This window comes from Micromonospora sp. WMMA1998 (assembly GCF_027497375.1).
GTDB classification, from domain to species: Bacteria; Actinomycetota; Actinomycetes; order Mycobacteriales; family Micromonosporaceae; genus Micromonospora; species Micromonospora sediminicola.
In genome coordinates this window covers 517,156-539,105 of record NZ_CP114911.1, presented here as the reverse complement: position 1 = coordinate 539,105, position 21,950 = coordinate 517,156, and the positions used below count along the sequence as shown (strand labels likewise).

General features: G+C 72.5%; 22 protein-coding genes. 10 read left to right on the top strand and 12 right to left on the bottom strand.

Annotated elements, in window-relative coordinates; translation table 11 throughout:
* Nucleotides 1–27: 27 nt before the first annotated feature.
* The 5 genes from O7600_RS02665 to O7600_RS02645 form a co-directional block, all read right to left on the bottom strand.
* Entirely contained in the window at nucleotides 28–1,659 is a 1,632-nt protein-coding gene (locus tag O7600_RS02665; RefSeq protein WP_281592102.1) for a glycoside hydrolase family 13 protein, read from the bottom strand.
* Nucleotides 1,660–1,709: 50 nt separating this feature from the next.
* On the bottom strand, nucleotides 1,710–2,597 hold the full coding sequence (locus O7600_RS02660; protein ID WP_091575051.1) for a carbohydrate ABC transporter permease: 888 nt from the start codon (nucleotides 2,595–2,597) through the stop codon (nucleotides 1,710–1,712).
* Between the two features lie 3 nt (nucleotides 2,598–2,600).
* Complete coding sequence (locus O7600_RS02655; RefSeq protein WP_281592101.1) at nucleotides 2,601–3,560, bottom strand: sugar ABC transporter permease; 960 nt, start codon at nucleotides 3,558–3,560, stop codon at nucleotides 2,601–2,603.
* Between the two features lie 57 nt (nucleotides 3,561–3,617).
* Nucleotides 3,618–4,994 carry a sugar ABC transporter substrate-binding protein gene (locus tag O7600_RS02650; RefSeq protein ID WP_281592100.1) on the bottom strand — a complete coding sequence of 459 codons (1,377 nt, stop codon included), beginning with the start codon at nucleotides 4,992–4,994 and terminating at the stop codon, nucleotides 3,618–3,620.
* A gap of 245 nt (nucleotides 4,995–5,239) precedes the next feature.
* The gene (locus O7600_RS02645) at nucleotides 5,240–6,241 is read right to left on the bottom strand and encodes a LacI family DNA-binding transcriptional regulator (protein WP_099161186.1); all 1,002 of its coding nucleotides are present in this window, start codon (nucleotides 6,239–6,241) and stop codon (nucleotides 5,240–5,242) included.
* A gap of 212 nt (nucleotides 6,242–6,453) precedes the next feature.
* Between O7600_RS02645 and O7600_RS02640 the strand changes: the two genes are divergently transcribed.
* Nucleotides 6,454–8,484, top strand: coding sequence for a glycosyl hydrolase family 28-related protein (locus O7600_RS02640; protein WP_281592098.1), 2,031 nt, complete (start codon nucleotides 6,454–6,456; stop codon nucleotides 8,482–8,484).
* 100 nt (nucleotides 8,485–8,584) lie between these two features.
* Here the strand turns inward: O7600_RS02640 and O7600_RS02635 are convergent, their stop codons facing one another.
* The 4 genes from O7600_RS02635 to O7600_RS02620 form a co-directional block, all read right to left on the bottom strand.
* Nucleotides 8,585–9,394, bottom strand: a complete 810-nt coding sequence (locus tag O7600_RS02635; protein ID WP_099161188.1) for a SigB/SigF/SigG family RNA polymerase sigma factor — start codon at nucleotides 9,392–9,394, stop codon at nucleotides 8,585–8,587.
* A gap of 140 nt (nucleotides 9,395–9,534) precedes the next feature.
* The gene (locus O7600_RS02630; RefSeq protein WP_281592097.1) at nucleotides 9,535–10,095 is read right to left on the bottom strand and encodes a GerMN domain-containing protein; all 561 of its coding nucleotides are present in this window, start codon (nucleotides 10,093–10,095) and stop codon (nucleotides 9,535–9,537) included.
* Entirely contained in the window at nucleotides 10,092–11,441 is a 1,350-nt protein-coding gene (locus O7600_RS02625; RefSeq protein ID WP_281592096.1) for a HAMP domain-containing sensor histidine kinase, read from the bottom strand. Before O7600_RS02625 ends, O7600_RS02630 begins: the two co-directional genes overlap by 4 nt.
* Nucleotides 11,438–12,112 carry a response regulator transcription factor gene (locus O7600_RS02620; protein ID WP_281592095.1) on the bottom strand — a complete coding sequence of 225 codons (675 nt, stop codon included), beginning with the start codon at nucleotides 12,110–12,112 and terminating at the stop codon, nucleotides 11,438–11,440. Before O7600_RS02620 ends, O7600_RS02625 begins: the two co-directional genes overlap by 4 nt.
* A 151-nt stretch (nucleotides 12,113–12,263) precedes the next feature.
* On the opposite strand from O7600_RS02620, the gene O7600_RS02615 reads away from it, so the two are divergent.
* The 5 genes from O7600_RS02615 to O7600_RS02595 all read left to right on the top strand — a co-directional run bounded on the left by O7600_RS02615 (nucleotide 12,264) and on the right by O7600_RS02595 (nucleotide 15,388).
* Nucleotides 12,264–12,635: an STAS domain-containing protein gene (locus O7600_RS02615; RefSeq protein WP_281592094.1), complete on the top strand. Its 372-nt coding sequence runs from the start codon at nucleotides 12,264–12,266 to the stop codon at nucleotides 12,633–12,635.
* Nucleotides 12,636–12,644: 9 nt separating this feature from the next.
* Complete coding sequence (locus tag O7600_RS02610) at nucleotides 12,645–12,944, top strand: hypothetical protein (RefSeq protein WP_281592093.1); 300 nt, start codon at nucleotides 12,645–12,647, stop codon at nucleotides 12,942–12,944.
* Nucleotides 12,941–13,477 (top strand): STAS domain-containing protein, encoded by a 537-nt coding sequence (locus O7600_RS02605; protein WP_281592092.1) that lies wholly within the window; start codon nucleotides 12,941–12,943, stop codon nucleotides 13,475–13,477. Before O7600_RS02610 ends, O7600_RS02605 begins: the two co-directional genes overlap by 4 nt.
* Before the next feature lie 22 nt (nucleotides 13,478–13,499).
* Nucleotides 13,500–13,790, top strand: a complete 291-nt coding sequence (locus tag O7600_RS02600; RefSeq protein WP_091575089.1) for a BON domain-containing protein — start codon at nucleotides 13,500–13,502, stop codon at nucleotides 13,788–13,790.
* Between the two features lie 149 nt (nucleotides 13,791–13,939).
* Entirely contained in the window at nucleotides 13,940–15,388 is a 1,449-nt protein-coding gene (locus O7600_RS02595) for a cellulase family glycosylhydrolase (protein ID WP_281594056.1), read from the top strand.
* 43 nt (nucleotides 15,389–15,431) lie between these two features.
* On the opposite strand, the gene O7600_RS02590 is transcribed toward O7600_RS02595, so the two are convergent.
* Complete coding sequence (locus O7600_RS02590; protein WP_281592091.1) at nucleotides 15,432–16,334, bottom strand: diiron oxygenase; 903 nt, start codon at nucleotides 16,332–16,334, stop codon at nucleotides 15,432–15,434.
* 48 nt (nucleotides 16,335–16,382) lie between these two features.
* Here O7600_RS02590 and O7600_RS02585 point away from each other — a divergent pair, with 48 nt between their 5' ends.
* Genes O7600_RS02585 through O7600_RS02570 form a run of 4 tightly spaced genes read left to right on the top strand, consistent with a single transcriptional unit; the run spans nucleotide 16,383 to nucleotide 18,861 of the window.
* The gene (locus O7600_RS02585; RefSeq protein WP_281592090.1) at nucleotides 16,383–17,099 is read left to right on the top strand and encodes a TetR family transcriptional regulator; all 717 of its coding nucleotides are present in this window, start codon (nucleotides 16,383–16,385) and stop codon (nucleotides 17,097–17,099) included.
* The gene (locus O7600_RS02580) at nucleotides 17,096–17,365 is read left to right on the top strand and encodes a DUF4873 domain-containing protein (RefSeq protein WP_091575103.1); all 270 of its coding nucleotides are present in this window, start codon (nucleotides 17,096–17,098) and stop codon (nucleotides 17,363–17,365) included. Before O7600_RS02585 ends, O7600_RS02580 begins: the two co-directional genes overlap by 4 nt.
* 20 nt (nucleotides 17,366–17,385) lie before the next feature.
* Complete coding sequence (locus tag O7600_RS02575) at nucleotides 17,386–18,039, top strand: YdcF family protein (protein WP_281592089.1); 654 nt, start codon at nucleotides 17,386–17,388, stop codon at nucleotides 18,037–18,039.
* Between the two features lie 57 nt (nucleotides 18,040–18,096).
* On the top strand, nucleotides 18,097–18,861 hold the full coding sequence (locus O7600_RS02570; protein WP_281592088.1) for a glycosyltransferase family 2 protein: 765 nt from the start codon (nucleotides 18,097–18,099) through the stop codon (nucleotides 18,859–18,861).
* An 8-nt stretch (nucleotides 18,862–18,869) separates the two neighbouring features.
* On the opposite strand, the gene O7600_RS02565 is transcribed toward O7600_RS02570, so the two are convergent.
* Complete coding sequence (locus O7600_RS02565) at nucleotides 18,870–18,992, bottom strand: 50S ribosomal protein L36 (protein WP_091575115.1); 123 nt, start codon at nucleotides 18,990–18,992, stop codon at nucleotides 18,870–18,872.
* 109 nt (nucleotides 18,993–19,101) lie between these two features.
* Entirely contained in the window at nucleotides 19,102–21,687 is a 2,586-nt protein-coding gene (locus O7600_RS02560) for a discoidin domain-containing protein (RefSeq protein ID WP_281592087.1), read from the bottom strand.
* Between the last annotated feature and the right edge of the window lie 263 nt (nucleotides 21,688–21,950).

Below are 21,950 nucleotides of genomic sequence, written 5' to 3'. Positions count from 1 at the left end.
GCGGGACGGTGCCGCCGGCGCCGCGGGTCAGGTCGTCCGGGTACGCAGCCAGACCGCGGTGTCCGGTGGCAGCCGGTCGTCGTCGAGCGGGCCGCTGGCCAGCAGCAGCTTCTCGTGCGCGGGCAGCGGCACGGCCCGGTCACCGAGGTTGACCAGGCAGGCGAACCCGGGATCGCGGCCGAAGGCCAGCACCCGGTCGGGAGCGGGCAGCCAGCTCAGCGGGCCGTCACCCAGCGCGGGCTCGGCCCGGCGCAGCGCCAGCGCGGTCCGGTACAGCTCCAGCATCGAGTGCGGGTCGCCGGTCTGGGCGCGGACCGTGCGGTCCTTCCAGTCGGCCGGTTGCGGCAGCCAGGGCGCGACGGCCGCGCCGTCGGGGCTGAACCCGAACGGCGGGGCGTCGCCCTGCCAGGGCAGTGGCACCCGGCAGCCGTCGCGGCCGGGGTCGACCCGCCCCGAGCGCTCCCACATCGGGTCCTGCCGCAGCTCGTACGGGATGTCCTCGACCTCCCAGAGCCCCAGCTCCTCGCCCTGGTAGACGTAGGCGGCGCCGGGCAGCGCCAGGGACAGCAGCGCGGCGGCCCGGGCCCGGCGGGTGCCCAGCTCCAGGTCGGTGGGGATGCCCTCGCGCTTGGCGGCGAAGCTGAACCGGGTGTCGGCCCGGCCGTAGCGGGTGACGTGCCGGGTGACGTCGTGGTTGGACAGCACCCAGGTGGCCGGGGCGCCGACCGGGGCGTGCGCGCCCAGCGTGCCGTCGATGCTCTCGCGCAGCGCGGTGGCGTCCCAGGCGCAGCCGAGGAAGTCGAAGTTGAACGCGGTGTGCAGCTCGTCCGGGCGCAGGTAGTTGGCGAAGCGCTGCCGGTCCGGCAGCCACACCTCGCCGACCAGCGCCCGGTCGCCCGGGTACTCGTCGGCGATGCGCCGCCAGGCGCGGTAGACGTCGTGCACGCCGTCCTGGTCGCGGAACGGGTGCGGCCGGTCCGGGTGGACCTCGGGCAGCGTGCCGTCCTTGACCAGCAGGCCGGCCGAGTCGATCCGGATGCCGTCCACGCCCCGGTCGAACCAGAACCGCAGGATGTCGGAGAACTCGGCGCGTACCCGGGGGTGGTCCCAGTTGAAGTCGGGCTGCTGCGGGGCGAACAGGTGCAGGTACCAGTCGCCGGGGGTGCCGTCCGGGTCGGTGGTGCGGGTCCAGGTGGGGCCGCCGAACTCGCCGGTCCAGTCGGTGGGCGGGAGGTCGCCGCCGGGACCGCGTCCGGCGCGGAACCAGAACAGCTCCCGCTCGGGGGCGTCCGGCCCGCCGGCCAGCGCCGCCCGGAACCACGGGTGCGCGTCCGAGCAGTGGTTGGGCACCACGTCGACGATGGTCCGGATGCCGAGCGCGTGTGCCTCGTCGATCAGCGCCTCGACCTCGCCGAGGGTGCCGAAGACCGGGTCGATGTCACGATAGTCGGACACGTCGTAGCCGGCGTCGGCCATCGGGGACGGGTACCAGGGGCTGAACCAGATCGCGTCCACACCGAGCGCGGCGAGGTGGTCCAGGCGGGAGCGGATGCCGGCGAGGTCACCGATCCCGTCGCCGTTGCCGTCGGCGAAGCTGCGTGGGTAGACCTGGTAGATCACCGCTGATCGCCACCACGGGCTGCTGTCGACAGTGGACACGGGCACCTGCTTTCTGCGGGTCGGTTCTGATGCGGCGGGCGGTGCGCCCGTCAGCCCTTGAGGCCGCCGGTGGTCAGGCCGGACATGATGTTCCGTTGGAAGATCAGGAACAGCACGACGGTGGGGATCGCGGCGATGACGGAGGCGGCGATCACCACGTTCATCGGGGTGCCGCCGGAGAAGGCGTAGATGCCGACGCTGACGGTCCGCGTCTCCGGCGACGGCATGACCAGCTTCGGCCAGAGGAAGTCCTTCCACACCGCGGTCACCGCGAAGATCGCCACCACGCCGAGGATCGGGCGGGACATCGGCAGGACGATCGACCAGAGCGTGCGCAGCGGTGAGGCGCCGTCCATCACGGCGGCGGCCATCAGGTCCTCGGGGATCGAGTCGAAGAACCGCTTGAGCAGAAAGATGTTGAACGCGTTGGCGACCAGCGGCAGCCAGATCGCGAACGGCGAGTCCAGCAGGTTGAGGTGCACGATCGGCAGGTCGATCACGGTCACGTACTGCGGGACGATGAGCACCATCGCCGGGATCATCAGCGTCGCCAGCATCAGGCCGAGGATCAGCCCGCCCAGCACCGGGCGCAGCTTCGACAGCGCGTACGCGGCGGCGGTGTCGAACACCAACTGGAACAGCACCGCGCCGGTGGCGTAGTAGAACGTGTTGAACAGCAGTTTCGCCAGGTCGAGGTTCGTCCAGGCGTCGACGTAGTTCTGCGGCTGGGGGTCGCGCGGGAACAGCGACGGCGGGGTCTGCGCGATCTCCTGGCCGGACTTCAGCGCGCCGGTGACCATCCAGTAGAGCGGTCCGAGGAAGACCAGGGTGAACGCCACCACGACGACGGTGAGCACGGTCCAGTAGAGGACCCGGCCGCGACCGCGCCGCAGTTGGGCCGGGGAGATGAGGGTCCGGGTGGTGCTGTCGGCTGCCATGTCCTAGTCCTGTCTCGCGGTCAGTCGCACGTAGACGGCGGAGAACCCGGCCAGCACCACCAGCATGATGACGCCGAGTGCGGCGGCGCCGTTGAGGTCGTTCTGGAAGAACCCGTGCTGGTAGATCAGGTAGGCCACCGAGGTCGCGGAGTCCTGCGTGCCGGCGCCGTTGGCGAGGATCAACGGTTCGATGAACAGCTGCATGGTGGCGACGATCTGGAGCATCGCCAGCAGCGCGAGGATCAGCCGGGTCTGCGGGATCGTCACGTGGCGGATCCGGCGCCACACCCCGGCGCCGTCGATCTCGGCCGCCTCGTACAGCTCGCCGGGGATGTTCTGCAACGCCGCCAGGTAGATCAGCACCGCGCCGCCCATGTTCATCCAGGTCGACGCCAGCACCATGGCGGGCATCGTCATCGTGGGTGACTGCATCCACTCCGACGTGGGCAGGCCCACCGCGGTGAGGATCGCGTTGAACAGCCCCGCCTCACTCGGGTCGTACGCGTAGAACTTGAACAGGAACAGCGCGGACGCCGGCGGCAGCATCACCGGCAGGTAGACCAGCACGCGCAGGTAGCCCTTCGCGTGGCGCAACTCGTTGAGCAGGATCGCCACGAGGAACGGCACGGCGTAGCCGAGCACGAGCGCCAGGCCGGTGAAGACGAACGTGTTCTTCCAGGCGGTCCAGAAGCTCGGATCGGCCATGATCCGGGTGTAGTTGTCCCAGCCGACCCAGGTGGTCTCGCCCCGGCGGGTGCGCTGGAAGCTCATCACGACGCCGCGGACCATCGGGTACCAGGAGAAGACGGCGAAGCAGGCGACCGCGCCGATCAGGAACGTGTGCCCGGTGAGGTTGTCCCGCACCCTGCGGCCGAGACCGGCCCGGCGCGCGGCGGCGCGCGGCGGTGTCGGTGCGGGACGGCCGGGGCGGCGGGTGGCACCCGGGGCGGTGGTGAGCGCCAAGGCGACTCCTGCGGTAAGGGGTGGGGGCCGGTCGGGGCCGACCCCCACCCGGTCGGGTCAGCTGCCGGCGGCCAGGAGCTGGTTGACCTTGTCCTCGGCGGTCTTGAGCAGGGCGTCGATGTTCGCGTTCGGGTTCGTCAGCACCCCGGACATCGCCGCGTCGAGCACCGCGTAGATGGCCTGCGCGTTGCGCGGCTCACCCTTGATCGGCACCGGGTTGGCCTCGAAGGCCGTGAAGTTGGTGGTGTCGACGTTGGCGTTGGCCTTGCGCAGGTCGAGTTCCTGCTTCTGCGCGTCGCTGCCGTTGGTGAACAGCAGCGGCTGGGGCAGGCCGACCGGGTAGTTCTGCGGCTTGGCGCGGACGTAGTCGAACTGGCCCTTCCCGGGGGTGAGCTTCTGGTAGGCGATCCACTTCAGACCGGCCTTGACCTGCTCCGGGGTCAGGCCCTTCTTGAAGAAGTAGCCCTCGCCGCCGCCGAGGGTCGCCTTGGCCGGGCCGTCCTGGCCGGGCAGCGGGCCCATCGCCCAGTCCTGGTACTTGCCCTGGAACTGGCTGACGATCGCCTGGGTGGCGTCGGGTGCGCCGATGAACATGCCGACCTTGCCGGCTCCGGCGTTGGTCAGCAGGTCACCCCACTGGAGCAGTTGGCGGCTGCCCATGCTGTCGTCGCCGTAGCGCATGTCCTTGAGGTTCTGCAGGACCTGCTTGCCCATCGGGTTGTTGAAGTCGGCCTTCTTGCCGTCGGCGCTGAGCACCTGGCCGCCCTGCGAGTAGAGCAGCGAGGTGAAGTGCCAGCCGCCGGTGTTGCCGGCGCTGTACTCGGAGTAGCCGGCGACGCCGCCGCCGAGCGCCGAGATCTTCTTGGCCGCGGCCCGCACCTCGGACCACGTCTTCGGCGGGTTGGCCGCGTCGAGGCCGGCCCGCTGGAAGAGCGCCTTGTTGTAGATCAGACCCATCGAGTAGTTCTTCACCGGTACGCCGTAGAGCTTGCCGCCGTCGGTGAAGACCTCCTTGAGCGCCGGGTCCACGCTGTCCCAGGTGGGGATGGTGTCCTTGGTGGCGTACTCGGTGATGTCCATCGCCTGACCGGAGTCCAGCACCTGCTGAAGGTCGGTCATGTAGCCGTAGAACACGTCGGTGACGGTGCCGCCGGCCAGGCGGGCGGTGAAGTCCGGCGGGTTGTTGCACTGCTCGCCGACGCTGACGCTCTTGACCACGATGGTCGGGTTCTGCCGCTGGAACTCGGCGACGTCGTCGTTCCAGTTCTTCAGCAGTTCCTTCTGCGCGCCGACCGGCTGGCAGTCGACGGTGATGGTGACCTTGCCGCCGGCCTCGCCGGAGTCGTCGCTCTTGGTGGAGCACGCCGCGAGGCTGAGCCCGAGGCCGGCCGCGAGGGCGACCGCCGCGACCTTCCGATACTGCGGTACGGACATGTGTCCATCCCTTCGGGAACGGGTGTATCGATGGTTTGCACTGATCTGCGGTGACCGCGCGGCTGCCGCGCCCCGAGGTCCGGTGGAAGTGGAGTCAATGTAGCGACGCCGACTCTTTACAGCAAGGTGTCGACTCGAAGACGAAAGAACACGACTTTGCAACGGCTGATCACGACGGAGGCGTCCGAGGGCACAAAAAGGCCGCCGACCGCGGGTAGCGGTCGGCGGCCGGGTGGCGCGTCGGGTCAGGTGCGGGGAGCGGGGGCGGTGGAGCCGCGGACCACCAGCTCGGGCTCGAAGAGCAGCTCGTCGTGCAGCACGCCGGCCCCCTCGATCTGGGTGACCAGCAGGTCGACGGCGGCTTGACCCATCGTCTCGATCGGCTGGCGCACCGTGGTCAGCGGCGGGTCGGTGCAGGTCATGAACGCGGAGTCGTCGAAGCCGACCACCGAGACGTCGGCCGGCACCGCGCAGCCGAGCCGCCGGGCGGCCCGGATGGTGCCCAGCGCCAGCACGTCGCTGGCACAGACGATGCCGGTGGCGCCGCGCTCGATCAGCTTCGTGGCGGCGACCCGCGCGCCCTCCATGGAGAAGCTGGACCGCTCCACGAGGGACCGGTCCTCGCCCCAGCCGGCGGCGCGGACCATGGCGTCGAGCTTGCGGCGCGAGGGCACGTGGTCGCCCGGGCCGAGCACGATCCCGATCCGCTCGTGGCCGAGGGAGCGCAGGTGCCCGTACGCCTGCTCGACGGCGACCGCGTCGTCGGTGGACACCCGGGGGAAGCCCAGCTCCTCGACGCCGGCGTTGACCAGCACCACGGGCAGCCCGCGATCGGTCAGGCGCCGGTAGTGCTCGTGCGAGGCGTCCGCGAGCGCGTACGAGCCGCCGGCGAAGATGACGCCGCTGACCTGGTGGTCCAGCAGCATCTCCACGTAGCCGGACTCGGGCACGCCGCCGATGGTGCGGGCGCAGAGCGCCGGGGTGAAGCCGCGTTGGGCCAGCGAGCCGGTGACCACCTCGGCCAGGGCCGGGAAGATCGGGTTCTGCAGCTCGGGCAGCACCAGACCGACCAGCCGGGCGCGCTCCCCGCGCAACTTGGTCGGGCGTTCGTAGCCGAGCACGTCGAGGGCGGTCAGCACGGCCGTCCGGGTCGCCTCGGACACGCCGCCGCGGCCGTTGAGCACACGACTCACGGTCGCCTCGCTGACACCCGCCTTGCGGGCCACCTCCGTCAAGCGTTTCGTCACGGCGGCAATCCTACGTCGGGTTCTTGCAAGAAATGAACAGCCGGACCGCCCGATTCTTGACGCCCCAACGCGCAGCACGAGCGAAAGATTCGAACATGACAATGCTTGAAAGAGAGCAGGGGGCAGGAATAACATGAGGCACCTTGTCGGCGGGCACCTCTCACCCGCGCCGAGGCCACCACCGTCCCCTCCTCGCGAAAGTGGGTGCTCCGATGCAACGGAGCGTGCAAGGCACCACGGGCCGCCGCCCGTACGTGCCGAGGATCCTCGCGGCGGCGGTCACCGCCGCCGCCCTGGTCGTGCCGCCCGGCTCCGCCGCCGCGGCGACCGCGCCCCCCGGCCCGGCGCCGGCGGTCACCCGGGCCGCCCTCGACCCGGCACTGGTGGCCGGGCGCGGCGCCGCCGTCGACTACGTCGAGCAGGAGGCCGAGAACGCCCGCACCACCGGCACCGTCATCGGCCCCGACCGGTCCGCCTACACCCTGGCCGGCGAGGCGTCCGGCCGCCGGGCCGTCCGCCTGCTCCCCGGCCAGTACGTCGAGTTCACGCTCCCCCGGGCCACCAACGCGCTGACCGTGCGCTACAGCATCCCCGACGCGCCGCGCGGCGGCGGCATCACCGCGCCGCTGCGGGTCGCCGTCGGCCGGGCGCCCGCGCGCACCATGACGCTCACCTCGCAGTACGCCTGGCTCTACAACCAGTACCCGTTCACCAACGACCCCGACGCGGACCTGCTGCACCCGGACTGGTGGATCACCGAGTGCGCGTGCGTGCCGGCGGCCACCACACCGGCCCCGGTCGTCGCCAAGCCGTTCCGGCCGCACCACTTCTACGACGAGCAGCGGATGCTGCTGGGGCGGACCCACCGGGCCGGCGAGGTGGTCCGGCTGACCGCGCCGACCGGCACGGCCGCCACCTGGACCGTGATCGACCTGCTGGACGCGCACCTGGTCGCCCCGCCCCGGGTGGTTCCCCGCGCGGTGAACGTGCTCGCCTTCGGCGCCGACCCGACCGGGCGGCGTGAGTCCGCCGGCGCGTTCGACCGGGCCGTGGCGTACGCCCGCCGGGTGGACCGCCCGCTGTACCTGCCACCGGGCATCTTCCAGGTCAACCGGCACGTGATCGTCGACGACGTGACCATCGTGGGCGCCGGCAGCTGGTACACCGTCGTGAAGGGACGCGAGGTCGCGCTCGACACCCCGGCGCCGGACGGGTCCCGGCACACCGGCGTCGGCTTCTACGGGCGCGCCGCCGCCGACGGCGGCAGTCGCCACGTCCACCTCTCCGGTTTCGCGATCGAGGGCGACGTCCGCGAGCGCATAGACACCGACCAGGTCAACGCGATCGGTGGCGCGCTCAACCACAGCACCGTCGACGGCCTCTACCTGCACCACACCAAGGTCGGCATGTGGTTCGACGGGCCGATGACCGAGCTGCGGGTCACCGACACCGTGATCGCCGACCAGATCGCCGACGGGCTGAACTTCCACACCGGCGTCACCCACTCCTCGGTCACCGACTCGGTGGTCCGCAACAGTGGCGACGACGCCCTGGCCATGTGGTCGGAGGGGACCGCGAACGCGTCCAACACGTTCGCGTACAACACCGTGCAGTCGCCGGTGCTCGCCAACGGGATCGCGCTCTACGGCGGCGCCGACCTGACCGTCGCCCACAACCTGATCGCCGACCCGGTCCGCGAGGGCAGCGCCATCCAGATCGGCTCCCGCTTCGGAGCCGAGCCGTTCGCCGGCCGGATCCGGATCACCGGCAACACCACGGTCCGGGCCGGCACGTACGACCTCAACTGGAACATCGGCCTCGGCGCGATCTGGTTCTACGCGCTGGACCGCAGCATCGACGCCGACATCCAGGTCACCGGCGACGCCTACCTGGACAACACCTACAACGCGATCATGCTGGTCAGCGACTGGCCGGTGAAGGACAGCGTCCGGATCGACAACGTGCGGTTCCGCGACATCCGGGTCGACGGCACCGGCACCTCGGTGGTGAGCGCCCGGACCGCCGGGAGTGCCAGCTTCAGCGATGTCGACGCGCGCAACGTGGGCGCGGTCGGGGTGAACAACTGCGGCTCGTTCCACTTCACCCCGGCCGGATCCGAGTTCGGCCTCACCGACCTCGGCGGCAACGACGGCGGGTGGCTGGCCCCGTGGCTGCTGCCGAACACCGTCACCTGCGACGACCGGCCGCCGGTGGTGCCGCCGCCCCCACCGTCCACCTGGTGACGGGGGCGGTCCACGACGGCACCCTGCGGGTGGTCAGAACGACGCGACCGCCACCGGTCGAGGACACCGGTGGCGGTCGCGGACGGGGAAACGGGGTGGATCAGGCCTCGGTGAGCTGACCCCGCAGCTTGGTCAGGGCGCGGGCGAGCAGCCGCGACACGTGCATCTGGGACACGCCGACCCGGGCGGCGATCTCGCTCTGGGTCAGGTTGCCGTAGAAGCGCAGCGTGAGGATCTTCTGCTCGCGCTCGTCGAGCGTGGCCAGCGCCGGCCCCAGCGAGGCGCGCAGCTCGGCCAGCTCGTACTCGTTGTCCTCGGTGCCGAGCGTGTCGCCCAGCTCGGTGGCGCTGTCGCCGTCGCCGATCGGGGTGGAGAGCGAGACCGCGTTGTAGGCGCGGGCACCCTCCAGGCCCTCCAGAACCTCTTCCTCGGTGACGTCGAGGTGGGTGGCGATGTCGGCCACGGTCGGGGCCCGGTTGAGGGTCTGGGTCAGCGTGCTGTTCGCCTCGGAGATGCGCAGCCGCAGCTCCTGGAGGCGACGCGGGACCCGGATGTTCCAGGTGCGGTCGCGGAAGTGCCGCTTGATCTCGCCGAGGATGGTCGGGATGGCGAAGCCGGCGAAGTCGACCCCGCGGGAGGCGTCGAACCGGTCGACCGCCTTGATCAGGCCGAGCGCCGCGGTCTGGGCCAGGTCGCCGGCCGGCTCGCCGCGACCGCTGTAGCGGGCGGCCAGGTGGTTGGCCAGCGGCAGCCACGCCTCGATGACCTGATTGCGCAGGCTCGCCCGCTGCGGGTGGTCCGCGGGCAGGGCGGCGAGCGCCCCGATCAGCTCGCTGGCGCGGGACTCCTCACCGGTCTGCGGCGCGCGGTGCACCTCGGTGGCGGACGGTGCCATGGTCATCGTGGTCATGCTGCCCTTCCTGTCCTCGGAGAACGGGTGGCCTCCCACACCGGTCGTGCCAGCCACACTAGACCAAAGGTCACCGCCAAATCAACCGAACGGACGATGGAGATTTACGGCTATATCGGACAAAAACGCATGGGATCCGGTCAGCGGGGTAGCAGCGGCCGGTAGTCGGCGGCGGTGAGCGGGAGCGCCGAGACGCTCCCGTCGGCCCGGGGCACCTCCAGCGGCTGCCCGTCCCGGCGGAACGCCACGCTGTCCACGTCCGGCCGTTGGGTGAGGCTGCACACGATCTGCCCGAAGGCGAGCACCTCGTCGCTGCGCCCGGTCTCCTCGCCGGCCTGGCGCACGTCGACCGTTGCGACGCTGCCGGCCAGGGTGGCCCCCGCGACCGCCACCGTGCCCGGCAACGCGGTGGCCAACCCGCGACCGCGCTCCCAGCGGTCCGGCCCGGCCAGCAGGTGCTGGAGGTGGGCGTCCACGCCGGGCAGACGGTCCGCCGGACGGGTGATCACCGCCAGGCCGTCCTCCCGGACGAAGCAGAACGGCTCGTCGACCCGACCCTCCGGGTCGGCGGTCGTGGTGCCGGCCGGGGTCGGGAACCGGCCGGGCGGCGGCTGCACCAGCCGGGGCTCGTCGTCGACCGGCACGCCGCACCCGGCGAGCAGCGCTGCCGCGAGCAACGTGGGGATCAGCCGGCGCCTCATCGGACCGCTCCGGGCAGCTCGACCCGGAACCGGGCGCCGGAACCCCGGTCCAGCACGACCGCCGTTCCGCCGTGCGCCGCCGCGTGCTGGGCCACCAGGGCGAGGCCGAGACCGGTCCCGTCGGTGTCGGCCCGGGCGTGTGCCGCCCGACCCCGGACGAAGCGGTCGAAGATGATCTCCCGGTCCGTCACCGGCACGCCCGGACCGTCGTCGTCGACCTCCAGGACGCCGACGCCGTCCTGCGCGCCGAGCCGGACCGCGACCGGGCCGCCGCCGTACCGTTCGGCGTTCTCCAGCAGGTTCAGCAGCACCTGGGCGAAGCGGCGACGGTCGACCCACCACCGGTGCGGCGCGCCGGCCGACACCTCCACCAGGTTCTCCGGCAACGACCGCTCGCGGCAGGCGGACCGCGCGAGGTCGACCACGTCGACGGTCTCCCGGTGCGCCGGCTGCTCGGTGCGGGCCAGCTGGATCAGGTCGTCCACCAGGCGCTGGAATCGGGCCACCTCGTCCGCCACCAGGCCAGCCGCGGTGGCGGTGCGCTCGTCCTGGTGGTCCCGGCGGCGGGTCAGGACGCTCGCGGCGGCGGCCAGCGTCTGCAGCGGCGAGCGCAGCTCGTGGCTGACGTCCGCGGCGAAGCGCCGGTCCCGGTCGATCCGCCGGACCAGCTTGTCGACCATCTCGTTGAACGAGCTGGACAGGCGGGTCAGGTCCGGGTCGGTGGTCGGGTCGAGCCGGGTGGCGAAGTCGCCGCCGGCGATCCGCTCGGCCGCGTCGGCCACCGCGGTGAGCGGCCGGAGGCTGTGCCGGGTGGCGTACCAGCCCAGCGCCGCGCCGGCTCCCGCGATCATGATCGCGACCGCGGTCAGCGCCAGCCCGACCACCTGGAACGTGTCCTCCACCTCGCGCAGCGAGGTCAACTCGTAGTAACCCAGCTCACCGGGGAGCGGCACCCCGACGAGCAGCGTCGGTTGCCCGTCCAGGCGGATCCGCTGCACCGCGGGCCGACCCTCGGCGACCACCCGTTGCAGTTCGACCGGCACCGAGCTGGCGCCCACGTCCGCGGTGCGGGCGTACCAGCCGTCACGCAGGTGCAGCAGCGGGCGTCGGGCGCTGCCGGTGTCCAGCGAGCGCAGCACGGCCACCACGTCCGGGGTGCCGGTGTCGAGGCCGGACCGGACCACCGCGGCGTCGTAGTAGGCGGCGCGGACGGCGGTGCGCTCCCGCTCGTCGAGCAGCGAACGGCGGGTCAGGTCGTAGGAGAAGAGGGCCATCGACGCGGCCAGCAGCAGGGCGCCCACGGCGAACGCGGCGGTCACCCGGGTACGCAGTCCGGGACGGCTCATCGCTGGAGCTTGTAGCCGAGACCCCGCAGGGTCACCAGGTGGCGGGGGTTGGCCGGATCCAGCTCGATCTTCTGCCGGAGCCGGCCGACGTGCACGTCGACCAACCGCTCGTCACCGGTCTCGTAGCCCCAGACGCGGCTGAGCAGCTGTTGGCGGGACAACACCTTGCCGGCGTGGTCGGCCAGCTCGCAGAGGAGCCGGAACTCGGTCCGGGTCACCGGCACCGGCCGGCCGGCGCGTCGCACCTCGCCGGCCTCGGCGCTGATCTCCAGGTCGCCGAAGAACTGCGCGGGCGCGGGGCCGGCCACGGTTCGGACCCGGCGGCGCAGGGCCCGCAGCCGGGCCGAGAGCTCCTTGATCGCGACCGGCTTGACCACGTAGTCGTCCGCGCCGGCCTCCAGTGCGGCGACGATGTCGTGGGTGTCGTCGCGGGCGCTGATCACCACGACCGGAACGTCGTCGTCGCGACGTAGCTGCCGGATACCGGTGAAACCGTCCATGCCGGGCAGCATCAGGTCCATCAGCACGTAGTCGGCCGGGTTCTCCCGCTGCCGCCGCAGCCCGTCCTCGGCGGTCGCCGCGCCGTAGGCCTCGTAGCCCTCCTCCTCCAGGGCGAGCTGCAGCGCGAGCCGGATGCGGTCGTCGTCCTCGATCACCAGTACGGCCGTCATATGGGCATCATGACCGGCTCGCCACGGGTCGCCCAATCGCGTCGGCCGTTCAGGGTTTTTGTCACCGAACCGTCATACAACCGTCCGGTGACCTCCAAGGTCGCTGACCAGAGTGGGAGCCGAACCGGAACCCCGTCACGGAAGCGACCTGATGACCAGCACCCTGCCGTCCGCCCCGCCGGAGTCCACCGTGCCGCACGTCCGGGTGGAGATCACCGACGAGCTGGACCTCGCCGGGCTGTCCGAGGTCGCGCACGTGCTGGACCGCGTGCTGGCGCTACGACCCCGGAAGGTGACGATCGACCTCGCGCAGTGCCGGCACGTGGACGCCGCCGCGATCGCGCTGCTGCTGGACGTGCACCGCCGCCTGGCCCGCCGGGACGCGGTCCTGGCCCTGGGCAATCCGCACCCCCGGATCCGGCGGATCCTGGCCACCGCCGGCCTGGGCGCGTCCGTGCCCGTCGTCGACACGCCCCGCCCGGCCGCCCGCGGCCGCGCCCGGGTCCCGTCCGCGCGGCGCTGAGGAGGAGTGGTGACCGGCAGCACGCTCGTCGGAGCGCTCGTCGTGGGCCTCGCCGTCGGTGCGGTGGGACGACTCGTCCTACCCGGGCGCAAGGCCGTCCCGGTCTGGTTGACCCTCGCGCTCGGCGTGGCAGCGGCGCTGCTCGGCGCGATCGTGGTCGGGCTGGTCGACCGGCGTCCCGGAGGCTCCCCGCTGCTGCCCCTGGTGGTGCAGACCGGGTTCGCCGCCGTGGCGGTCGTGCTGGCGGTGGTCGCCGCCGGCCGGCAGGCGTCGCCCGACCCGGCCGCCCGGCGGAAGGAGGAGGTGTGACGGTCGTACCGGCGGAACACCTGATGATGCTCATCTGCGACGGCTGTGGTGACAGCGTCACCGGCACGGGTGCCACGCTGCCCGACGCCGAGGTCGTGTGGACGCTCGTCTTCGAGCACGACTGGGTCGGCTCCCCCTTCGCCTCCGGGCCGCACCACTGCCCCCGGTGCAGCGCCCGGGCGGCGGTCGCCGACGACGGCCTGGGCCTCGACGACGTGGAGGCGGTCGCCGGGCCGCGGCCCACCCCCGACGCCGACGCCGCCGAGGCGGTACGTCGGGCGCTGGCCGACCGGTTGATCCGGGCCGACCGGGAGCTGGTCGACCTCGCCGGGCTGGAGGTGATCGACTCCGCCGGGCTGGGTCTGCTGGTCCGGGCGCACCAGGAGGCCCGGCGGGACGGTCGACGGTTGTGCCTGGTGGCGCCGTCCCGGTTCGTGCTCACCGTGTTGCACACCATGCGGCTCGACGGCGTCTTCGCCGTCGTCGACGACCGCGCCGCGGCGTCGGGCGTCGCGCCCGCCCCCCGGTCCTGACCGAGCAGAAGGAGCCCTCCCCGTGATGATGCCCTGGCCGTACCCGGACTTTCCGTTCACCGGCGGCGGGCCCGAGCCCGACGGCGCGGACGTGGCGCTCGCGTCGCTGGTCGCGCAGCGCCTGAGCACCGACTGGACCACCCGGCGCCAGCAGATCACGGTCACCGTGCAGAACCGGGTGGTCATCCTCGCCGGAATGGTCGCCGACCCGGAGACCCGTCGCGTCGCCGCCGAGCTGGCCTGGGACGTGCCGGGCGTGTTCGACGTCTGCAACGCGCTGCGGCTCTACGGCGGCCGGCGCGCCCGGCGCTGACCCCGCCGCGACGCCTCGGGCGGTTGCACGCATCGGCATCCGCCTCTACCCTCTGCGTGGGAGCGCTCCCCCGGGCACCGCGTCGACCTTCCGGGCAGGTTCACGTCGGGCATCCTCCGATCACCACCCACCAGATGGGACCTTCCCGCATGTTCTCCATCCCCCGGCCGTCCCGGCGGCACCTGTTCGTCGGCGCCGCCGTCGGCGCGCTCGCCCTGGCGGCGACCGCCGTCCTGCCGTCGACGAACGCGATGGCGGCGACCGGTTGCGCCGTCACCTACACCACCAACTCCTGGCAGGGCGGCTTCACCGCCACCGTGACGGTCAAGAACCTCGGTGACCCGGTGAACGGCTGGACCCTGGGCTTCACCTTCCCGGACGGCGGCCAGCGCGTGGTGCAGGGCTGGTCGGCCACCTGGCAACAGAGCGGATCCGTCGTCACCGGGCGCAGCCTGGACTACAACGGCGCGCTCGGCACCGGGGCCAGCACGACCGTCGGCTTCAACGGGTCCTGGACCGGGTCGAACCCGAGCCCGACCTCGTTCACGCTCAACGGCACGGCCTGCACCGGCGGCACCGGCACACCGCCGCCGAGCACGCCGCCCCCGACCACTCCCCCGCCCACCACCGCGCCGCCGACGACCCCGCCGCCCACCGGCACCACGCCGGTCGCGATCAACGGTCAGCTCCGGGTCTGCGGGGTCAACCTCTGCAACCAGTACGGCCGGCCGATCCAGTTGCGCGGCATGAGCACGCACGGGTTGCAGTGGTTCGCCAACTGCTACCCCGACGCCTCGCTCGACGCGCTGGCGAACGACTGGCAGGCCGACCTGCTGCGCATCTCGATGTACGTGCAGGAGCAGGGCTACGAGACCAACCCGTCCGGGTTCACCGCCCAGGTCAACTCGCTGGTGGACAAGGCCGAGGCGCGGGGCATGTACGCGTTGGTCGACTTCCACACGCTGACCCCCGGCGACCCGATGTACAACCTGGAGCGGGCGAAGACCTTCTTCGCCACCGTGTCGGCACGCAACGCGGCCAAGAAGAACGTGATCTACGAGATCACCAACGAGCCGAACGGCGTGAGCTGGTCGACCATCCGCACCTACGCCGAGCAGGTCATCCCGGTGATCCGAGCCAACGACCCGGACGCCGTGGTCATCGTCGGCACCCGGGGCTGGTCCTCGCTGGGCGTCTCCGAGGGCGGCGACTCCGACGAGATCGTCAACAATCCGGTGCGGGCACAGAACATCATGTACACGTTCCACTTCTACGCCGCCTCGCACCGGGACAACTACCGCAACGAGGTCGAGCGGGCCGCCGCCCGGCTGCCGCTGTTCGTCACCGAGTTCGGCACGGTCACCTACACCGGTGACGGCGCGGTGGACACGGCCAGCAGCAACGCCTGGCTGGACCTGCTGGACCGGTTGAAGATCAGCTACGCCAACTGGACGTACTCGGACGCGCCCGAGGGCAGCGCGGCGCTGCGGCCGGGCACCTGCGCGGCGGGCACCTTCGCCGGCACCTCGGTGCTCACCGAGTCCGGCGCGTTCATGCGTAACCGGATCCGCACGCCCGACAGCTTCCCCACCTCCTGACCGGGCGGCCGGCGGCGGTCCATCCCCTTCGGGCCGCCGCCGGTCAGCCCTCGATCAGCCCGCACCGGCGCCACAGCAGCCGTCCCGGGCCGGCGATCAGCCCCAGCTCGGTGAGGTGCTCGGCGATCCGCTGGGCGGACCACCGCAGGGTGGCCTGCCAGTGCGGGTTCGCGCGGGCCGCGGCCAGGCCGACCGCCGGCGCGATGCCGACCGCCGCGTACGCCCGCGGGTTCACCAGGCGCCGGGTGATCGAGTACGCCGCCCGGCCGATCACCAGGCGCGCGTAGCCGAGCGCCGCCGGGCCGGCCGCCTCCACCTGGCGGCCCAGCTCGTCGCGGGCGAAGCGCACGTGCCGGGCCTCCTCCACCACGTGGATGCGGGAGACCATCCGGATCAACGGCTGCAACGACTCGTCGGCCATGATCTCCCGCTGGAACGAGTCGAGGATCTCCTCGGCGATGAGGATGGCGGCGTACATCTGCGGACCGGTCGCGGTGGCCTTGAGCCAGCGGCCGAGCAGGTGGTCGACCGGGGCGGCCCGGTAGACCGGGGTGCCGATCGCCTCGATGAGCCGACCGAACATGATGGAGTGCCGGCACTCGTCGGCGACCTCGGTGAGCGCGTACTGGGCGTGCCGGCTGGTCGGATCGGCGTCGTAGTAGTGCCGGATCAGCATCTGCATGAGGATCGTCTCGAACCACAGCCCGGCGCTGGCGGCGCTGGCCACCTCGTGCTTGGTCAGCTCGACGCGCTGCTCCTCGGTCATGTCGTCCCACAGCGGGGTGCCGTAGAGGCTGCTGCGCCGTGGCGGCAGCCAGTAGGCCCCGGGCACCGGCGGCGCCGACCAGTCGAGGTCGACGAGGGGGTCGTAGCTGGTCCGCACCGAGGCGGTGAGCAGGCGGTCGGCGACCGCCTCCCGCGGGAATCCGGCCGACGTCCGCTCCATGACCCCTCCAGGTTGACGTAACTTCCAGTAACTGTTACGAGTGGTAGCATGCGACGCACCTCCACCGATGTCAATGGCTCCGGCGCTCCGGCGGCGCCGCCCCCGCCCCGGTCCGGCGGCCGGCGCGACCGCTGGGCCGACCACCGCGAGCAGCGACGTCAGGAGCTGGTCGCCGCCGCCGTGCAGGCGTTGCTGCGGTACGGCCCCGGCGTCGACATGGACCAGGTGGCGGCCACGGCCGGAGTCAGCAAACCGGTGCTCTACCGTTACTTCGCCGACAAGGCGCAGCTCTGGCTGGCGGTCGGCGAGGTGGTCGCGGCGCGGGTGGTGGACGCCATCGCGCCCGCGGTGGAGCAGGTACGCGAGGAACGGGCGCTGGTCGAGGCGACCATCGACGCGTACCTGAGCGTCATCGAGTCCGAGCCGACGCTCTACCGGTTCCTGGTGCACGACTCCGGCCTCCCCGGCCTCCAGCAGGTGGTCAGCGGCACCAGCCGGCAGGTCGCCACCGGGCTGGCCCGGGTGATCGGCGACCGGCTGCGCGCGCTCGGCCTCGACGCCGGCCCGGCCGAGCCGTGGGCGTACGGGCTGGTCGGGTTCGTCCAGGCGGTCGGCGACTGGTGGACCACGCACGGCCAGCCGATCCGCCGGGCCGCGCTCACCGACTACCTGACCACCCTGCTCTGGAGCGGCATCGAAGGCGTCCGACGCGGCGCGGACCTGCCGCCGGAGCTGACCCGCGCGCACGAGCGGATCGACAGGTGAGCTGGCAGGGCCCCGCCGAGATCGCCGGCACCCCGGTCCGGCTGCACGCCGGCGGCCGGTGGGAACCGGTCGACGGCCGCTACCACTGGGCCGGGCGCACCGACCCGGAGCCGCGCCTGGTACGGCTGCTGCGCTCCGGCCGGCGCGACGTGGAGGTCCGTGTCGGCGACCGGGTGACCCGGGCCCGGCTGACCGAGGTGGACCCGTGGGGCGGCGTCCGGGTCACCGGGGTCGGCGCTGCGCCCTGGCCGGCGGAGGAGGACTGAGCCGCACGTACCGTGGGGGAATGACGCCGACCGCCACCGTGCTGCTGGTCTTCGGTCGCGGGGTGGTGGCCGCCGACGACGGCTACCGGCTCACCGCCGAGAGCGCCGCGCGCACCGACGCCGCCGTGGCGTACGTCCGCGCGCACGCCGCCGCGTTCCGCCGCGACCCCGCGGCGCGGGTGGTGTTCACCGGCGGCTGGCCGCACGGGCCGGCCGGCGCGCCGGGCCCGCCGGCCGGCTTCCGGGAGGGCGAGCTGATGCGCGCGCTCGCCCGCGACGCCGGTCTCGACGCGCACGTCCGGTCGGCCGTGGAGACCCGGTCCCGGACCACGTTGCAGAACCTGGCGCACACCGTGCAGGACGGGCTGCTCGACCCGGCCGAGTTCGGCGTGGACCGTCCACTCGGGCTGGTCACCCATCCCTGGCACCTGCCGCGCGTCCGGCTGCTCGCCGGGCGTGCGCTCGGACTGTCCGGCCCGGCGCTGCGGGACGTGCCGGTGACCGGGCCGGATCCGGTGCCGGCGCGGCGGGAGCGGGCCGCTCGGGTCGCGTGCCGGCTCGGCTATCTCGGCCTGCGTACCCCGGAGGCGCTGCTGCGCCGCGAGCGCGGACTGACCCGGGCGGCCCGGCTGCTCGGCGGCGGGCGGGGATTCGCCGGCGGACGACCGGGGTAGAACGCTCGTCGATCGACCCGCGGACCTGCCGGCGGGCGAGTCCCCCGGGAGGTTTCCGTGATCGCGCTCGTGCCGGTGTACCGACCGGGTGACCGTCTGCCGCCGCTCGTCACCGACCTGGTCGCGGCGCTGCCCGGGGTCTGCGTGCTGGTCGTCGACGACGGCAGCGGCCCGACCGCCGCCGCGGTGCTCGCCGAGGCCCGCGCCCGGGGCGCGACGGTGTTGCGCCGCCGGGTCAACCGGGGCAAGGGCGTGGTGCTGCGCACCGGCTTCCGGTACGCCGTGACCGACCGTCCCGGTCACGACGTGGTGTGTGTGGACGCCGACGGTCAGCACCGGGTGGACGACGTGGTCCGGGTGACCGACCGGATGCGCGCCACCGGGGCGGCGACCCTCGGCGTGCGCCGGTTCGACGGCGAGGTCCCGGCCCGCAGCCGGTTCGGCAACGCGACCACCCGGGCGGCGTTCCGGCTGGCCACCGGCCGGGACGTGCGGGACACCCAGACCGGGCTGCGCGCCTATCCGGCGGGGATGCTCGGCTGGCTCGGCACCGTCCCCGGCGACCGCTTCGAGTACGAGATGAACGTGCTGCTGCACGCCGTGCGGGACGGGCTGCCGATCGAGCAGGTCGACATCGCCACCCGGTACCACGCCGGCAACTCGGGCTCGCACTTCTCCGCGCTCGCCGACTCGGTGCGGATCTACCGGCCGCTGGTCGGCTTCGCCGCCGCCCGCTTGTTCTCCCCCACGCCGCCGGAGCCGCACCCCCCGGTGGACGGCGTCACGCCCGCGCGTCCCACACCTGTGACTCGAACCCCCTGACCACCGGCTCAGCCCTGCCGGGCCTTCTGCCGCCGGTCGGCCTTGTTGATCACGAACAGCTTGCCGCGGCGGCGGACCACTATCGAGTTGGCCTTGCGCTTCAACGCGCGCAGCGAGCTCCGGACCTTCATCTGCGCCCCTCCCGTTCCCCCGGTGTCTTCTCCGGCGCGGGTACCCGCCGGGGTGGCGGTCATGCCCGGGGGCGGCCGGCACGTGCGGCCGGCCGCCCCGGGGCTCCGGTCAGGGGTAGCTGACCACGTTCACCGGCACGGTGTTCGTGCCCTGTGCGGTGCCGCCGGTGTCGTTGATGACGTGGGTGATCGACCCGTTCCCGCCCAGCGAGACGGTGAGCAGGTCGTGGAACCGGACGCCCGACCTGGTGGGGGCCTCGAAGGAGTGGTAGGCCGCGATGGTGGGGTCGACGTTGAAGTAGCAGTAGCTACCCATGCCCCATCCCTCGAACGTGGTGACCGCGTCGGCGACCTTGAACGCGGCGTAGCCCACCCGGGAGCCGTTCATCCAGGAGGCCGCGTTCGGCGGGTCGTACGGCAACTCGTTCTGGAAGAAGATCGTCCGCCCGTTGTTGCCGTTCCAGATCACCTCGTACTTCTGGTAGTGCTCGACGAAGAGCCCGAGCGCGGTGACGTTGTCGCCGTTGACGATCAGGCCGGTGTCGGCGGTGTTGACGGTCCAGCCGATGCCGGTGCCGTGGTCGCCCCGCCAGGCCCAGATGTGGTCGATCAGTGCGTCGTCCTGGTTGACCACCAGGCTGGTGGTGGCCTTGCCGGCGTGGGCGCCGCCGATGCGGAAGAAGACGTCCTGGATCGAGGTGGGGTTGGTGGCGTGGCTGGCGGCCGATCCGGCCGGGCCGACCTGGAGCAGTACCGGCGAGTTCACCGCGCCGGCGTCGAAGAGCAGCCCGGCGAGGCGGACGCCGTCGACGTCGGCGACCGTCATCGGCACCACGCCGTTCTGCGGCACCAGCGTCGGGTAGCCGATGCCGAGCACCACCGTGCCGGCCCGGTTGACCGCGATGGTCTGGTCGACGGCGTAGACGCCGGGGGTGAAGAGCAGGTTCAGGCCCTGGGCCAGGGCGGCGTTGATGGTGGCCGCCGAGTCGCCGGGCTTGGCCACGTAGAACTGGCTCAGCGGGATCGACGTGCCCGGGGTGGCGCCGCCGAGCCAGGACGCCCCGCTGGCGTTGGTCCGGGTGGAGGGCACGAAGACCTGGTAGGCGCCGCTCCCGTCGAGGTAGAGGTAGGGCACGTCGCGGCTCACCGGGGTCTGTGCCAGCGTGGTGTACGGCGGGTTCGGGAAGCTGGTCGCGGGCGCGCCGACCACACCGGAGTTGGTCACGTTCCACACCGCGTTGAGGTAGCCGCCCACGTTGCTGTCCCGGGTGTACCACTGCTGCTGCGAGTACGGCTGCACCACGCCGGTCACCCGGCTGTCCGCGATGTAGCCGCCGCTGGCCCAGCCGTAGCCGTTCGGGGCCAGGTTCAGGTCGCCCTGGATGTCCATCCGACGGAACGGCGCGGCCTGCGACACCGCCCAGCGGGTGAACCCGGCCGACGGGAAGACCTGCATGTTCGACGCCGAGCGCCAGAAGTTCTGGGTGGCGTTGCCGTTGAACCAGCCGGCGTCCACCGTGATGTCGCCGTGGATCCGCACATCGCCGGGGTTCCGGCCGAGCCCCATGATCGAGGTGTAGAAGCCGATCTGCGCGTTGATCCCGGAGTAGTCGCCCGGCTTGAACATCAACGCGTATCGCTGGGTGCCGAACTGGTTGGACTCCTGGGTGCGGAAGACGGAGTCGAGCTGGCCCTGGATGCTGGCGGCCGACATCGACGGGTCGAACGTGATGACGTTGGGTCCGAGCGACCCGCCGCCCGGCACGGTGCCGCCGCCGGTGGTGTGCACGGTGAACTCCCACAGCGAGTAGCCCCAGCCGGTGGCCCGGGCGGTCCCGTAGACGCGGACGTAGCGACCGGAGCCGTTGACCGTCAGGGTGTCGGTCCCGCCGTCGCCGCTGGTGGTGCTGTAGACGGAGGTCCAGGTGGCGCCGTCGGTCGAGGTCTGGATCTGGTACGCGCGCCCGTAGGCCGCCTCCCAGCTCAGCACCACCCGGCAGACGGTGCGGACGCTGCCCAGGTCGACCTGGAGCCATTGCGGGTCGGCGGCGGCGCTGGCCCAGCGGGTGCCCGGGTTGCCGTCGACCGCCGCGCCGGCGGGGGTGCCGGCGTTCTCGGTCGAGGAGGCGGTGGCGGGCCGGCCCTGGGCCGCGTTCGTCGCGGTGTCGCAGCCGCTGCCGCCGCCGGTGCTGCCGTAGACCTGGAACTCCCAGAGCGAGTAGCCGTAGCCGGTGGCGCGGGCGGTGCCGTACACCCGCACGTAGCGGCCGGTGCCGCTGACGGTCAGGTCGTCGGTGCCACCGTCACCGGTGGTCGTGCTGAACACGGTGGTCCAGGTGGCGCCGTCGGTCGAGGTCTGCACCTGGTACGCCCGCGCGTAGGCACCCTCCCAGGCCAGGCTGACCCGGGAGACGGTGGCGGTCGCGCCGAGGTCGACCTGGATCCACTGGGGATCGGCGAAGGCGCTGGACCAGCGGGTGCCGGAGTTGCCGTCGGTGGCGTTGGACGCCGGGGTGCCGGCGTTCTCGGTCGAGGAGGCGGTGGTGGGCCGCCCCTGCGACAGCAGCGGGTCGGCGGCGCGGGCCGGACCGGGCGGGCCGACCAGCGCCACGGCGGCGAGCAGGGCGGTCAGCGCGGCGACCTTCCGCCGGGCCGACCGGCGGGGTGGGGACAGCAGGAGTCGTACGGGTGACATGGGCATCTCCGGGACGGGTGGAGTGCGGGGCGGGGGTGGCGGTTCCGGTGCGGCGGACGGGTTCCGGCCGGATGACCGGTGCCCGCCCGTGCGGTGGACCATCCCCGCGCGCAGTGGCGCATGTCAATTCCCGAGCACTCCGCGCACACCTTTTTTCGCGCCTTGTGAAAAGTCCGGAACAAAGGCTCTCGCCATGATCGGATCCGGCGTGCCGGGGTGGTGGCACCGCTGCGGCGCGACGCCGCCACCCCGGCTGGTGGCCC